Origin of the sequence: Facilibium subflavum (assembly GCF_003574485.1) — a bacterium.
Classification (GTDB): Bacteria; Pseudomonadota; Gammaproteobacteria; order Francisellales; family Francisellaceae; genus Facilibium; species Facilibium subflavum.
Genome location: NZ_QLIT01000166.1, coordinates 1 through 13959 on the forward strand (window position 1 = coordinate 1; position 13959 = coordinate 13959).

The following is a 13959-nucleotide window of genomic DNA, read 5'->3' on the forward strand; positions in this document are numbered from 1 at the left end:
TTGCTGAGGAAATTCTATTGGCTAGAAAAACAATTATAATAATCCTTGATGATGATCCATGTATGCACAAGCTTTGGCAAAGAACCATAGAGAATGCTTTACCAACGGATAACCAAGTCTCCATAGAACTCGCGCATTTTAATACGATTGATGCCTTTAGAGAGTGGCACAAAAAAGCCAAAGAAAGTGCATATTATTGCTATTTTATTGATTATAATTTGGGAGGTGATCTAACAGGGATGAATCTCATAGAGGAATATAGTTTGAGTACTTGCAGCTATTTGGTCACTGGGCAATATGATGACCAACTATTAATGGGTAATTGCCAGCACAAGGGTATTAAAATGATACCTAAACCGCTTGTCGCTTATTTGCCATTTTACTATTACCCCAATGAACCTGATTTTATTCTGATTGACGATAATAAAGACTTAGGTCAAGCGTGGCAGCTTAAGGCAAGTGTGTGCAATAAAGCGCTGAGCTACTTCGACAATATCTTTAAATTTTTACGTTTTATCGCATACTATCCTTCCTCCACCCCTATTTATATTGATTCTGATCTAGGGAGTGACCAAAAAGGGGAAGAATGGGCAAAATTCATCTACGATGCTGGCTTCAGGGAAATCTATATTGCAACAGGCTTGCCTGAGAGATTTAATCGACAAGAGCAAGCGTATTGGGTTAAGGCTATTTGCAATAAAGAGCCCCCGTTTTAATTGGTCGCAGTAGGGACACCAGTCACCTGATGCCCCCTGCACAGATTCGGACGTGCGGAACTACCGCATCCGGCTCCTATCGAACGTATTTGGCGTCAAAGCACTTATTTGGCTGATATTTTTGAGCTGATCATTCATGGATTCAATAATCGCTTTTTTTCTTAAAAGCACCTTATCCAGCAAGAAAATTAAACCTTTTTTCATCTTCTTTTTCACGCGTGTCACCAGCTGTAGCCCACGCGCCAATAAAGCTTCTGATAATGTATAGCCTTTGTCGCCAATCAGTTTACCAATAAGCCCCTGAGTTAGGCTACCCGCCACCACCTGCTAGATAATGATATAAAAGCAGTCTTGTCTGTAATTGACGCCCACCCAAGCAAGCTGCTAAATTGGTCTTGATTAACCTTTGAATAACCTTCATCTCTTTTTGATGCCATGCACTAACATCTGCATTAATCTTAAAAATCGTTTCTCCTTTGATGCCTTGATCAGAGTCTATCAGGTAGAAGGCTGATAATGGCTTCATTGAATAAAAACATTCTGGTTTAATGGGGTTGTTATGGCTGTCCAAGTCACATTGAAAGCTATAACCAAGACTATTAAGCAGCTGAAGCTCAAAATGGCGAAGGTTTCTGTCGATTTCATCGTCAATCAATCTCTCAATTGTTAAGATATAATGATCAAATAACGCTTGATCACAATGATCATGCGGCAAAAGCCAATATAATAGCTCATTGATATAAAGCCTGCTTAACTGAGATAAATAGGTTCCTGATACAAAACTTTTTTCCTGATCAACCTGATGAATAATTGATAATGCATCATCTGATTTGGCTAATTTCACTTTAATATTTAATAAAGAAAATGGCTGACAAAGATTCGGCTTTTTTTTAGATCTTGCCCCTTTTATCACCCCTGAAACCTTACCGATGCCTTTTAACCAAAGTGTTAACAGCAATGAAGTCTCTTTATACACTCTGGCATGTAAAACTACACCCTGGTAATATTCACTCGACATCTTTGAGCTTCTCAATGAGTTGTAAAATCAACAACGCATCTTGGCGCTTAAATACAGGCAAATCAAATTTCTCAACCAGGCTTTTAATATCTTGCGCTTTAAGTGCCTGCCAGTCTTTTTGTTGTAATTTCAACTGCACCCATTTTGTCATTGCCATTAAATAAGCACTACCGACAACAGCAAAATAAACCTTATGATGGCCATGATAAAAAATCACCTGCTGCATGCCATCGCCAACTTTAACGCCTTGATGCTTTTTGTCTTTTGGCAACCGATCATTCATAGAGATCTGTGCTAAATAATGTAATACTGTCTCATTATACATCACACACCCCACTGTGGAGATAATGCACGTAATTTGCTGACAGACTCCACGATTTTTTGTGCAGCATGTTGTACATTTTCTTGTGTCGTGTACTGACCAAAAGAAAATCGCAAACTGGCATGTGCCTGACTACGATTTAAGCCGATATTTGCCAAAACAAATGATGGCTCTACACTTGCAGAATTACATGCAGATCCCATTGAGATTGCCATATCATGCAAAAAGGCAACTAACGCTTCACCGTCAACGCCTTCAAAGGTAATATTAATAATACCAGGATAACAGTTATCCAACGGTGTATTGATAATAATGGCATCCAGTTGCTGTACAACAGCTAAAAACTGTTCACGTAAGCTTTTCATTTTCGCAAGAAATTTTATCTGATTTTGCTGCATCATTTCACACGCCTGGCCTAAACCGACAATTTGATGGGTAGGCAGTGTCCCTGAACGAAAACCATGCTCATGTCCACCACCATGAATCAGCGGCACTAACCTAACTTTAGGCTTACGCCGAACATAAAGTGCACCAACTCCTTTAGGCCCATAAATTTTATGCCCTGATATTGATAATAAATCGATCCCCATTGCTTTCACATCGATATCAATTTTACCAACACCTTGGGCAGCATCCACATGAAATAAAATTTTATGTGCTTTAGCAATTTTACCAATTTCTGTTAGCGGATAGCATGTACCAAGCTCATTATTGACTGCCATGATTGAGATTAAAACAGTGTCATCGCGTAACGCACTTTTTACCTGATCCACACTTATTTGTCCCAGATGATCCGGTTTTAAATAGGTCACTTCAAAGCCCTGGGTTTCTAAAAAACCACAGGTATCAATCACGGCCTTATGTTCAATGCTGGAGGTAATAATATGTTTGCCTTTTTGCGCGTAGGCATAGGCAACACCTTTAATCGCCAGATTATCAGATTCTGTTGCACCAGAGGTGAAAATAATTTCACGTGGGTCACTATTGATTATTGTGGCAACCTGTAATCTGGCCTGATCAACGGCTTCTTGCGCCTGCCAGCCATAGGTATGCGTATTAGAAGCAGGGTTCCCAAACATCCCATCAAGCGTTAAGTATTGCTGCATTTTTTGTGCAACTGTTTCATCAATCGGTGTTGTTGCTGCATAATCTAAATAAATTTGTTTCATTGGTATTATTTTTTAGCTTTATTCGCATATCTTGAATAGATGTTGCCCTATTATAAGTAAAGTTGCACATTTCGTCATCTTTATCTATTAACAATATTTTTAAATACATAAAAAACCTCTACACTTTGAGCAAAGCCGATAAAAAGGATTAGGTTCATGCAAAGAATTATATTGTATTTGCTGTTATTGCTTGCAAGTATGGCTTTTGGACAAACACAACACACGAATAAAGCGGTGTTATTAAATATTAAAGGCGGTATTGGTCCGGCCACACAAGAGTATGTTCAAGCGGGTTTTACCCATGCCAACGATATTGCGGCAAACCTGATCATTATTGAGATTGACACCCCAGGTGGTTTGGCAAAATCCATGCGCGAGATTATTCAGATCATGTTAAATGCTGGCATTCCTACGGTTGTTTATGTTTACCCATCAGGCACACATGCAGCAAGTGCTGGCACTTTTTTGCTTTATGCTGCAGATATTGCTGCAATGGCGCCAGGAACCAATGTCGGTGCTGCTTCTCCTGTAAGTATTGGCGGGATGCCAGAGAAACCCCAGAAACCAAAAGATCCAGCCGATAAAGCAAAAGAGAATCCATCGACTCAAGACAAGACAACTTTAGAGAAAAAGGCTTTTAATGACGCCGCAGCCTATATCCGTGCTTTAGCTAAAATGCATGATCGCAATGCAAAATGGGCACAAGAAGCCGTTACAGAAGCTAAAACGCTGACCGCTGAAGAAGCATTAAAGGAAAACGTTATCAATGTTGTTGCTATTGATCTTCACGACCTTTTAAAGCAAATTCACAACACAACAATTACCATCAAAGGGGAAAAAATCACACTAAACACAGAAGATATGCAGGTTGAAAGTTTCAAACCCACTTGGCGATTGAAGTTTTTACAGATTATTACCGACCCCAGTATCGCCTATTTATTATTGGTTGTTGGCGTCTGGCTTGTATTTCTTGAAATCACCAATCCAGGACTATTTTTACCAGGAATCTTAGGTGTTGTCTGTGTATTATTTGCCGTTTATGGATTACATCTGTTACCCATCAGTTACGTAGGATTACTGCTAATGTTTCTGGGCATTATTTTGATGATTGCCGAAGCCTTTGTCACAAGCTTTGGCTTTTTAGCCATTGGCGGTGCAATTGCTTTTGCCATTGGTTCGGTCATGTTGGTTGATACAGGGATTCCAGGCTTTAGCATTGCCATTCCAGTTATTCTGGCGATAAGCATTACCACCGCACTATTCTTTTTAATTATTATTTATCTTGTCGTCCGCGCGCATAAAAATCAAACCGTCAGTGGGCAGGACAATTTAATTGGCAAAACTGGCCGGATTATTGTTGATGACAGTAATGACAAATGGGTTTTTGTCAATGGTGAGCGTTGGCGCATAGCACATCCTGAAGCATACCAAAAAGACCAGCCAGTTAAAATTACAGGTGTCAGTGGATTTACATTGACGGTTAAATCAATAAATGAAGAGCATCTTAACGGAGGTTAACCCCATGATAATACAATATGCAATTTATGCTGTAATCGCACTGGTTGTGATTTTTTTAATCAGCATGATACGTGTTTTAAGGGAATATGAACGCGGTGTGATTTTTACTTTAGGGCGTTTTTGGAAAGTCAAAGGACCAGGTCTTATCATCGTTATCCCCATCATCCAGCAGATGGAGAAACTCTCTTTGCGCACGATTGTCATGGATGTGCCACCACAAGATGTCATCTCCCGAGATAACGTTTCTGTACAAGTCAATGCGGTTGTCTATTTCCGCGTCACCGATCCACAATCTGCTATTATCCAGGTTGAAAACTATTTAGAAGCCATCAGTCAATTATCACAAACAACATTGCGATCCGTGCTAGGCCAACATGAACTTGATGATATGCTTGCCAAAAGGGATAAGCTTAATGCTGATGTGCAAAAAATCTTAGATGATCAAACCGATGCCTGGGGAATTAAAGTCATTAACGTTGAAATCAAACATGTTGACTTAAATGAAAGCATGATTCGTGCTATTGCCAAACAAGCTGAAGCTGAACGTGCCAGACGCGCAAAAGTAATCAATGCCGAAGGTGAATTCCAGGCAGCCAAAAAACTTCAAGAAGCCGCAGAAGTCTTATCAAAAGAGCCTGCCTCTATTCAACTAAGATATCTTCAATCCATGGTCGATATTGCCAGTGATAAAAGTACGGCAATTGTGTTTCCATTGCCAATTGATTTGGCAAAGACTTTTGAAGCTATAATCAACAACAAAAAATAATATAACTTAACCGTATTTGATTGCTTCGTTAAAAGGCCTATTGCTCCGGAACTTTCTCCTTCGGTCAGCCTGATTGCATTTCAATCCTTTCACTTCAACTTATATCAAATGCTATTTATTTTGCATAAATTGAAGCATCCCTCTAAAATTTCCATATCATGATAGAAATCATGTGCTTGGCTATCAAAAATGAAGTAGCTATTTGATAGCTTATCAATAGTATCCATTGAAGGCTTATAGAAATCATCTTGACCAAAAAATAGAATTGTATGTGAGTCTATTTTAGCGCTTTCATATCTGAGTCTAGTTGATGAAAAGCATATGAGATTACTTAGATATGCTTGATCTCGCATACATGCTTTCCATAAAATAGCTCCTCCAATACTAAATCCCACACCAATTTCATACTTTTTATTTTTTTTTATCAAAGTATTTATAGATTTATCAAGTCCATCCTCTAAGAACAATTTATGACATTTATTTTTACCGATGGTTCTATCTATTCCAGCCAAATTTAATGACGAATAAATGTCGCATTTATATCCCGCAGATTCAAGTATTTTTGCTGTCCTTGATAAATAACCAGGCAAATCATTTTCTTTAAAACCATAGATATCACTGATGATAATTGCACCCTTATTATTGTCACTGGTTTGCATATATTTTCTCCAGTAGCTTTTTATGAGGACATATGACATATATCAATATCAAAATATAAAAGAGCAGCATAGTAAGGTTAAAAATCAATTTATCTGAGATAGTATAGCTAATAAAGCCAGAAAGCGTTGTGGTAACCATCGCACTAACCATATACAAAAGAGGAGGGCGGCTAGGATCAGAGCAAACATCTATAATAGACTTTGCAGAGTTAATTGTAATGATCCCCCCATTACCTATTGCCATTAAACATGCTCCAAATAAAAGGTATAGCCAAATCGAATTCATCATTCCTACAGCTTGCAATAAAATGCCTAAAATTGGGAAAATAGTAAATATAAGCATTGCACCCTGATAGGAAAATTTCTGAGAAATTGGTTGCGCAATTATTGAACCAAGAGGGAAGGCAAATGCTAATGAAAATATAATTATGCCTATATGAAATGGTGAAATACTCCCCTGAACAGCATACCCAATATTTAAAATAAAAGTAAAAAAAGCGGTAAATGCAAGTATAGATGGTAAAATAATTGCTACAGATAAAAGATTTTTTCTCCCAATTGTAGATACCTCTTTTACTATGCAATTATCTGAAACCATAACATTACCTTTATCAACTTTGGTTGTGTCACCAGTTTTTTGGTAAGCATAAAGGCTAATAGCTGCTAGACCTACTACTAATAATATCAATATAAAAATCAACCGTATTAAAACCTCATTACCAGTATTTGATATAATACCTGAAAGTAAAGCAGAAGTTTCTAAAAGGATTGAGCTAATACCAAGCATTTTCCCAATAGCACTAACCTTATTTAGGTTAATCTTACTTACTATAATATATACTCTGGTATACAGAATACACCCTATGAATCCTGAAACCAACCTGCAAAACACTGCATACCAGCCCGACAACAGGATTGAGGATGAAATAAAGATAATGCTTATTACTATTGATATAAGGTCATGTTTTTTTGGTATAAATGTAGTAGTTTTAAAAAACAATAAATAAATTCCACAACATATAAACCCCACTAGGTACGCATACAAATAGTAACTTATACTCACACTACCAAGCAAATTATGTAGAAATGGCTTATTTGCATATATCGGTGGCATGTAGTGCAAAGGTAGCATAGATAATAGAAATAAAAGTATGCTAAAAGTTAATAACCTTAACGTCTTCCATTTTGAATAATAGTCCTTCATGTCCAAAATTATCCTATTTTACTATAGTGAGGCTCTTCTTTTTGTAATTGACTACCGTCAAACTTTACTATTCTTATGGGTTGGCGAAGGATTCCATGGAAAGTAGCATTGTTTGTCCAAGAAGGTGATTGCAAATTATACTCAACAACAATTGATGAGCTCCCTTTAAAGAACGACTTAAATATTGCCTCTAGTTCATCTTTTACGAAGGCTGCAGCAATGCATGTATGTATACCACTTCCAAATGAAATATGCTTATTTAATGGGCGATTAAGATTGAATACATCTGGTTCATGAAAAACATTTTCATCACGATTTGCTGATCCTAGCATTAAATATATAGAATCTCCTTTTTTTATACGCTTTCCATGGAGCAAAATATCTTCTCGTGCATGTCTTGTAATGAATTGAATTGGGGATTCATAACGCATTGATTCAGCTATCGCGGATGGTAGTAACTCTGAAGTATTTGATAACACTGCTTGCAGCATGTTTGGTTGTAAGAGCAAACAATGAAGGAGATTACTCATAACAAACTGTGGAATTTTATGACCACCAAAAATTAAATGTATGAGCTGCAACATCAAGTCATCTGAATCAATGGAAGAACCATCATTCCCTAAAGCTTTTACAAGCTGAGAAAGTAAATCATTTTTAGGTTTTTCTTTTCTTAGCTGAATTGCCAATTGAAATGCTTCTTTCATTGCCAATAAATCTTTGGCTGTCTCTTTAGCTATTGTTGAGCTTGGTATAGGCGAGACGACAAAGTCTTGCATAAAGTTAGCGATTGAGTCTGACCATGAAACGAACGTATCTAAATCAATCTCATCCAACCCAAACATTTTACTTAGTATTAGAGCTGGAGTTGGATGAGCAAAATTCTCTACAAAGTCAAATTCATTGCCTATATCGCTTGATTCTAATTTTGATTGTATAATAGTTTCAATGTTTGGCATCACATTCTGAATATACACTTTCTTGAATGCCGTGTTCATATATTTTCTTAATCTAGTGTGCTCTGGCGCATCGTTATAGATCATCCATTTCTTTATAGTATCTCGAATTGCAATAATGTTATCATCAAGCTTAATCTTCTTACTATCCAGCTTGTCTTCAATAAGAAAATTTGTAGAAAGAACATTACCTCTTAAGAGTTTAGTAATATCATCATGCCTCATTACCAGCCAGGATTTCATTGGTTCATACCAGTATACTGGCTCTTTACTCCTGAGATCTTTATACACATCGTACCGAATTTCATTAAACTCAATATCTGATAAATTAAATGCTGCCACTTTGTTTCCCCCTTAAGAACTATAAGAACTAACTGTTTTCAACGCTTTACCACACAAATAAAATCAAACGAATAATTCAATAGAATAAATCATTTGATTTATAGTGTGATCATTATACTACCATAAAAAATAACATCAACTCATGTTTTGATATTTAGTTAGTACAAATTGCAGCATTTGCAAAGCATATGAAAGGGAGTCATTTATTATAGGAGATTAGGAAGATGATAAGCTTAGCCAAAAAATAATAATCGAATCATCAATCCAACAAGAACCATGCTAACGATAACTTTCAGCCATCTCACATTTGCCTTTAATACAAACTGTGCACCAAGAAGATAACCCATCACTGATGCCGGTAGTGCAATCATAACGACTAACCAATCGATACGCCCTGCCCATAAAAAATATAATAAAGCACTTAAATTTGCGATGAAGTTGATGATTTTTGCATTGGTTACAGACTCTTGAGCTGACATCGATAAAATATACATAAAGCTTAAGAACAAGAATGTACCGGTTCCTGGGCCAAAAAAGCCATCATAGCCTGCGATAATAAAGCAAATTAAACACAGTCTTAAATAAAAAAAGGTGTTGGCCGCATAGTGGCTTTCAACTTTATAACGCTTTAAAACACCTATGGATAAAATAATCGGAATAATCACCAGTAACATTACCGTCATGGTCATATGATCCAGATAATGGCTTAAACGTGCGCCAAGCACGCCACCAATCAAAGCTGAGATAATGCCAAGAAAAATAATATTCCAATGTGTTTTAACCGATTTTAACAGGCGAATAACCGCGCTTAACGTGCCGATGGAGCTGACCATTTTATTGGTGCCTAATACCAGGTTTGCCGGAACCCCGACACTTAAATAGGTGGGTATTGTAATCATACCGCCGCCCCCGGCAATACAATCAACAAAACCGGCAAAAAAAACCATTACAAAAACAAAACTGCCAGATAAAAAACTTAAATGTTCCATAATGACTTACTGGCTTTACAGCGATAGAAAAGATAAATCAAGTTTACCTTTAAAAAAAGGTGGGCACCATAAAAAGGTTGTATGTTTGATTTTAGAAAACTTAAATACACCATCGACAACACCATCATCCTCACCAGTCATGCGATTAAATTGCACTTCAAATGGATAAAACGAACGCGCAAAGCAAGAAAACATCAATCCACCTTGAAGCTTATCATCGATCCATGGCATTGATCGGCGCCACATAAAGGCTTCTGGGTCAAAACTTTCCTGCTCAGTTCTTTTAACATGTGCTGAATCAGGTGCATTTTCTAATTCGCGATTATCACTCAAGCTTCTACCAATAGCAGCTTCTTTTGCCTGCAGGCTTGCCTTATCAAGCCAGTCAAAATCATGCACCCATTTTTGCACAGCCCAGCAACTGCCACCATGTAGATATTTTTTCTTATCATCAATAATCGCAACGTTATATCGATCATCTTGTTTTGGGTTTTCTGTCCCATCTTCAAAACCAGATAGATCATGGCTTACCATTAAATCCTCTTTATAAGAAGCCTCATAGGTACAAGCTCGTGTAATATCAATACAGGAAAATGCATCTTTTAATGCCTTAATTATTTGTCTGGCTTGATGCATTAACGTGCCTTGATCACTGTTTCTTAACCAAAGCACTAAATCACATCGCCAGGCAGGTGCTAACTTTTTTTGATTGCCTTTAGGCATATAAGGATGATAGGGCATTTTCTGTGACGATTTTTGCATAATCTGCTCACCTAAGCCTAACACAGCAGATTCACCATCAATAAGCTTTTGTAACACTTGCAAGCTTTCTTTTAAATGTGTTTTATCTTCTAGTTGAAAAAACAAATAAATCGCTGAAGCGGGTAAATCTGCCATAATTCCTTTTTGGTATCGGATCATCTGTAGTGCATCTAGCATTTATAATATACTCCTTTTACTCACTCCAGCCTTTGGCGCGCTCAACAGCTTTTTGCCAGTATTTGATATAATGTTCACGCTGCTCTTTTGACATGTCTGGTGTAAACAGACGCTCTTGTGACCATAGCTTTTTTAATTCATTAACATCCGACCAATATCCTACGGCCAAACCAGCTAAATAAGCTGCGCCAAGTGCCGTTGTTTCTAATACCTTAGGCCGAATCACATTCGCATTCATAATATCTGCCTGGCATTGCATCAGAAAATTATTTGCAACAGCACCGCCATCAACGCGCATTTCAGTGATTTGAATCTTTGTATCAGCCATCTTCGCTTTCACGATATCAGAAACCTGATAGACAATGCTCTCAAGTGCTGCGCGACAAATATGCGCCTTAGAGCTTCCTCTTGTCAACCCAATCAAACAACCTCTTGCAGATTGATCCCAATGTGGCGCTCCTAAACCTGCCATTGCTGGCACTAAATAAACACCGCCGTTATCTTCAACGGATAAAGCCAGTTTTTCACTGTCACGGGCATGCTGTATCAACTCTAATTCATCTCGAAGCCATTGAATAACAGCCCCGCCCATGAAAATGCTCCCCTCAAGCGCATAAGTTACTTTATCACCGATCTTCCAAGCGATCGTTGTCAGAAGATTGTTTGTCGATTTTGCAGGAGTCTCACCTGTATTCATCATCATAAAACAGCCAGTGCCATAAGTGGTTTTTAACATTCCAGGCTCTGTGCACATCTGTCCAAATAACGCGGCTTGTTGGTCACCTGCAACCCCGGCAATTGGGATTTTTGATGCAAATAAGGTTGTTGCCGTACGTGAATAAATTTCACTGGATGACTTCACTTCTGGTAACATACTTCTAGGGATATCAAACAAAGCCAGTAAATCATCATCCCACTGCCCGGTATGAATATTATAAAGCATTGTTCGACTGGCGTTACTTACATCTGTGGCATGGGTTTGAAGATTGGTGAATTTTGCCATAAGCCAGCTGTCAACTGTACCAAAGCAAAGCTTGCCCTGGTTTGCCTTTTCTCTGGCGCCATCCACATTATCTAAAATCCACTTAATTTTAGAGGCACTAAAATAGGCATCAATCACAAGGCCAGTTTTGTCCTGGATCATTTTTGCATGCCCCTGGCTTTTTAATGCATTACAAAATGCAGCCGTTCTTCTATCTTGCCATACAATCGCATTATAAATAGGCTGCCCTGTTTCTTTATCCCAAACAATCGTTGTTTCCCGTTGATTGGTAATACCAATGGCAGCAATATTTCGCCCGTTAATACCGGCTTTGGTAATTGCCTCAGCGGCAACAGAAGCCTGAGAAGACCATATCTCTTTAGGATTATGCTCAACCCAGCCTGGTTTTGGATAAAACTGTTTAAATTCATATTGCGCCATATCAACAATTTGGCCATTTTGATTAAAAATAATCGCACGTGAACTCGTCGTTCCTTGATCTAAAGTGAGAATATATTCTTGCATAAATCTCTGCACATTAAAGCCTTCATATAAAGCTAATATACCACCACCGGCTTAAGATATGCAAAATATTCATGCTGAATTATTGCGCCAAACACATAGGCCACTGGTGAATGATCTTACAGATTTTAGTCACAAAGCAATTTGTGAGGGATCTATTTACCGTGTACAATAATGCCAATTTGAAGCAGTGCGAGATCCTTATGACACACCTTTATAAATATATTCGCCCTTTTTTATTCTTACTTCCAGCCGAGTTTTCACACAATTTAAGCTTAAAAGCATTAAAACTCATAAACAGGCTTGGTTTATTGAAGTCAAAAGCGTTCGATAAACAGACTTTTAACTGTCATGGACTAACCTTTAAAAACAAGCTTGGTCTTGCCGCTGGGTTGGATAAAAATGGAGACTATATTTCTGAGCTTGCCAAGTTAGGCTTTGGTTTTATTGAAGTGGGCACCGTTACACCAAAGCCACAAAAAGGTAATGTAAAGCCACGCCTGTTTCGATTAGTCAGGCACCAGGCTATTGTAAATCGATTTGGGTTTAATAACAAAGGCGTCCACCACCTTGTTAATAATCTTAAAAAAGCAAAAAACAGAACATTTGTCTTAGGTGCCAATATCGGCAAAAATAAAGATACCCCCGTTGATAAGGCAGTTGATGATTATCTATATTGTCTTAACGCTGTTTACCCTTATGCAGATTATGTGACGATAAACATCTCCTCACCTAATACCGAAGGTTTAAGAGAGCTCCAAAACTTAAAAAACCTCGATAATCTCATGCTTATGCTAAAAAAAGCGCAAGCCAATTTGACAGATATGCATCATAAAAAAAGCCCCATGTTTTTAAAATTTGCGCCAGATTTATCTAAAAAAGAAATCGATGACATTGCTAAATTATGCATAAAGCACGATATAGAAGGTATTATTGTAAGCAACACAACCATCGCTTTAGATGAATTGCGTGATAAAAAACACTATCAACAAGGCGGGCTTAGTGGAAAACCACTTTATCAAATGAGCAATAAAACTTTGCAATTATTTCATGATGTTTTACAAAAACTTGATCAAAACCATAAGATAACCATTATTGGCACAGGTGGTATTGATAGCGGCCAAAGTGCTATAGGAAAACTTCAATGTGGTGCAGATTTAGTGCAAATCTACAGTGGTTTAATATATCAAGGACCAAAGCTTGTTGATGAGATTTTATCCATTAACGTTTAGCAAATGCTTTTAATGCACCTGTTGTAATGCAATTGGTATAAGCGCACCCATTTACAAATGAAAATCAATCTGAGTTTAAAGCTTCTTTTTGTTTTCTTATAATTGCATTATGGATAATATCTGTTGTGTTAAGCGTTACTGCTAGCATGATTATAACTAAACAAAGTTCTGCACTAAATAGTATAGCTGATAAGACATAGTTTTCTGTGGCAAATGACGAAACCACCACACCGTAAACAGCAAGCAAAAAAGCTAAGATAATTAGCTTGCCTAAGGTTTTATTAAAATTCAATGCAGCTCTGACATTTATCTCGTTTTTAAGAGATAAGTTTGTAACAATGTAATGAGTTATAAATGTTCTAAAAGTAAATAGAAAAGCTCCCAAGCCAAAAGTGATAGATACCACTGAATTTAGTACTCCTGAATTGGGAGTATTGAAATAACTGTGTAAATTCTTTCATAGGTTATAATGGTTAAAACGTATAATCTAAGGACGAAAGATGAAAAACAAAGAACAAAACAAAGCATTAGATCAAGCGCTTGATCTCATTGTCGAATCAGGTGCTGATTTATCCAATCTATTTAAATCAGATGGCGTATTGAAGCAATTAACCAAAGGTCTGGTTGA

General features: G+C 37.4%; 14 protein-coding genes and 2 pseudogenes. 5 read left to right on the forward strand and 11 right to left on the reverse strand.

Annotation, left to right across the window (positions count from 1 at the left end):
• Nucleotides 1-716, forward strand: a 716-nt coding sequence (locus tag DNK84_RS09905; protein WP_208123300.1) for a hypothetical protein, incomplete at its 5' end; no start/stop codon positions are given.
• A gap of 105 nt (nucleotides 717-821) precedes the next feature.
• Here DNK84_RS09905 and DNK84_RS09910 read toward each other — a convergent pair.
• From DNK84_RS09910 to DNK84_RS09925, 4 genes and pseudogenes are all read right to left on the reverse strand, one after another.
• A pseudogene (locus DNK84_RS09910) lies at nucleotides 822-1025 on the reverse strand (transposase); the annotation flags it as partial.
• A gap of 1 nt (nucleotide 1026) precedes the next feature.
• On the reverse strand, nucleotides 1027-1734 hold the full coding sequence (gene recO, locus DNK84_RS09915) for a DNA repair protein RecO (protein WP_119344360.1): 708 nt from the start codon (nucleotides 1732-1734) through the stop codon (nucleotides 1027-1029).
• Nucleotides 1724-2059: a hypothetical protein gene (locus DNK84_RS09920; protein WP_119344361.1), complete on the reverse strand. Its 336-nt coding sequence runs from the start codon at nucleotides 2057-2059 to the stop codon at nucleotides 1724-1726. Before DNK84_RS09920 ends, recO begins: the two co-directional genes overlap by 11 nt.
• Nucleotides 2059-3225: an IscS subfamily cysteine desulfurase gene (locus DNK84_RS09925; RefSeq protein ID WP_119344362.1), complete on the reverse strand. Its 1167-nt coding sequence runs from the start codon at nucleotides 3223-3225 to the stop codon at nucleotides 2059-2061. The genes DNK84_RS09920 and DNK84_RS09925 overlap by 1 nt, the downstream gene beginning before the upstream one ends.
• A gap of 156 nt (nucleotides 3226-3381) precedes the next feature.
• Here DNK84_RS09925 and DNK84_RS09930 point away from each other — a divergent pair, with 156 nt between their 5' ends.
• Together DNK84_RS09930 and DNK84_RS09935 are read left to right on the forward strand one after the other, a co-directional pair.
• Complete coding sequence (locus DNK84_RS09930; protein WP_119344363.1) at nucleotides 3382-4743, forward strand: NfeD family protein; 1362 nt, start codon at nucleotides 3382-3384, stop codon at nucleotides 4741-4743.
• Nucleotides 4744-4747: 4 nt separating this feature from the next.
• Nucleotides 4748-5509 (forward strand): slipin family protein, encoded by a 762-nt coding sequence (locus DNK84_RS09935; RefSeq protein WP_119344371.1) that lies wholly within the window; start codon nucleotides 4748-4750, stop codon nucleotides 5507-5509.
• A gap of 104 nt (nucleotides 5510-5613) precedes the next feature.
• Here DNK84_RS09935 and DNK84_RS09940 read toward each other — a convergent pair whose 3' ends face one another.
• The 6 genes from DNK84_RS09940 to glpK form a co-directional block, all read right to left on the reverse strand.
• Nucleotides 5614-6168 carry a hypothetical protein gene (locus tag DNK84_RS09940; RefSeq protein ID WP_119344364.1) on the reverse strand — a complete coding sequence of 185 codons (555 nt, stop codon included), beginning with the start codon at nucleotides 6166-6168 and terminating at the stop codon, nucleotides 5614-5616.
• A complete protein-coding gene (locus DNK84_RS09945; protein ID WP_119344365.1) occupies nucleotides 6155-6955 on the reverse strand; it encodes an MFS transporter in 801 nt (266 codons plus the stop codon). The genes DNK84_RS09940 and DNK84_RS09945 overlap by 14 nt, the downstream gene beginning before the upstream one ends.
• Before the next feature lie 425 nt (nucleotides 6956-7380).
• Entirely contained in the window at nucleotides 7381-8667 is a 1287-nt protein-coding gene (locus DNK84_RS09950) for a cytochrome P450 (protein ID WP_119344366.1), read from the reverse strand.
• 233 nt (nucleotides 8668-8900) lie between these two features.
• Complete coding sequence (locus DNK84_RS09955; RefSeq protein WP_119344367.1) at nucleotides 8901-9656, reverse strand: sulfite exporter TauE/SafE family protein; 756 nt, start codon at nucleotides 9654-9656, stop codon at nucleotides 8901-8903.
• 15 nt (nucleotides 9657-9671) lie between these two features.
• Nucleotides 9672-10595 (reverse strand): Dyp-type peroxidase, encoded by a 924-nt coding sequence (locus tag DNK84_RS09960; protein ID WP_119344368.1) that lies wholly within the window; start codon nucleotides 10593-10595, stop codon nucleotides 9672-9674.
• 16 nt (nucleotides 10596-10611) lie between these two features.
• Complete coding sequence (glpK, locus tag DNK84_RS09965; protein WP_119344369.1) at nucleotides 10612-12102, reverse strand: glycerol kinase GlpK; 1491 nt, start codon at nucleotides 12100-12102, stop codon at nucleotides 10612-10614.
• A 200-nt stretch (nucleotides 12103-12302) separates the two neighbouring features.
• Here glpK and pyrD point away from each other — a divergent pair, with 200 nt between their 5' ends.
• The gene (gene pyrD / locus DNK84_RS09970; RefSeq protein ID WP_119344372.1) at nucleotides 12303-13331 is read left to right on the forward strand and encodes a quinone-dependent dihydroorotate dehydrogenase; all 1029 of its coding nucleotides are present in this window, start codon (nucleotides 12303-12305) and stop codon (nucleotides 13329-13331) included.
• A gap of 64 nt (nucleotides 13332-13395) precedes the next feature.
• On the opposite strand, the gene DNK84_RS09975 is transcribed toward pyrD, so the two are convergent.
• The gene (locus DNK84_RS09975) at nucleotides 13396-13737 is read right to left on the reverse strand and encodes a hypothetical protein (RefSeq protein ID WP_119344370.1); all 342 of its coding nucleotides are present in this window, start codon (nucleotides 13735-13737) and stop codon (nucleotides 13396-13398) included.
• A 94-nt stretch (nucleotides 13738-13831) separates the two neighbouring features.
• Between DNK84_RS09975 and DNK84_RS15230 the strand changes: the two are divergent.
• Nucleotides 13832-13959, forward strand: a pseudogene (locus DNK84_RS15230) (IS256 family transposase); the annotation flags it as partial.

Excerpts from the sequence above, each read along its gene's own strand:
- recO (WP_119344360.1), bottom strand. The coding sequence starts at position 1,734 with ATGTCGAGTGAATATTACCAGGGTGTAGTTTTACATGCCAGAGTGTAT.
- DNK84_RS09920 (WP_119344361.1), bottom strand. The coding sequence starts at position 2,059 with ATGTATAATGAGACAGTATTACATTATTTAGCACAGATCTCTATGAAT.
- DNK84_RS09925 (WP_119344362.1), bottom strand. The coding sequence starts at position 3,225 with ATGAAACAAATTTATTTAGATTATGCAGCAACAACACCGATTGATGAA.
- DNK84_RS09930 (WP_119344363.1), top strand. The coding sequence starts at position 3,382 with ATGCAAAGAATTATATTGTATTTGCTGTTATTGCTTGCAAGTATGGCT.
- DNK84_RS09935 (WP_119344371.1), top strand. The coding sequence starts at position 4,748 with ATGATAATACAATATGCAATTTATGCTGTAATCGCACTGGTTGTGATT.
- DNK84_RS09940 (WP_119344364.1), bottom strand. The coding sequence starts at position 6,168 with ATGCAAACCAGTGACAATAATAAGGGTGCAATTATCATCAGTGATATC.
- DNK84_RS09945 (WP_119344365.1), bottom strand. The coding sequence starts at position 6,955 with ATGCTTGGTATTAGCTCAATCCTTTTAGAAACTTCTGCTTTACTTTCA.
- DNK84_RS09955 (WP_119344367.1), bottom strand. The coding sequence starts at position 9,656 with ATGGAACATTTAAGTTTTTTATCTGGCAGTTTTGTTTTTGTAATGGTT.
- DNK84_RS09960 (WP_119344368.1), bottom strand. The coding sequence starts at position 10,595 with ATGCTAGATGCACTACAGATGATCCGATACCAAAAAGGAATTATGGCA.
- glpK (WP_119344369.1), bottom strand. The coding sequence starts at position 12,102 with ATGCAAGAATATATTCTCACTTTAGATCAAGGAACGACGAGTTCACGT.
- pyrD (WP_119344372.1), top strand. The coding sequence starts at position 12,303 with ATGACACACCTTTATAAATATATTCGCCCTTTTTTATTCTTACTTCCA.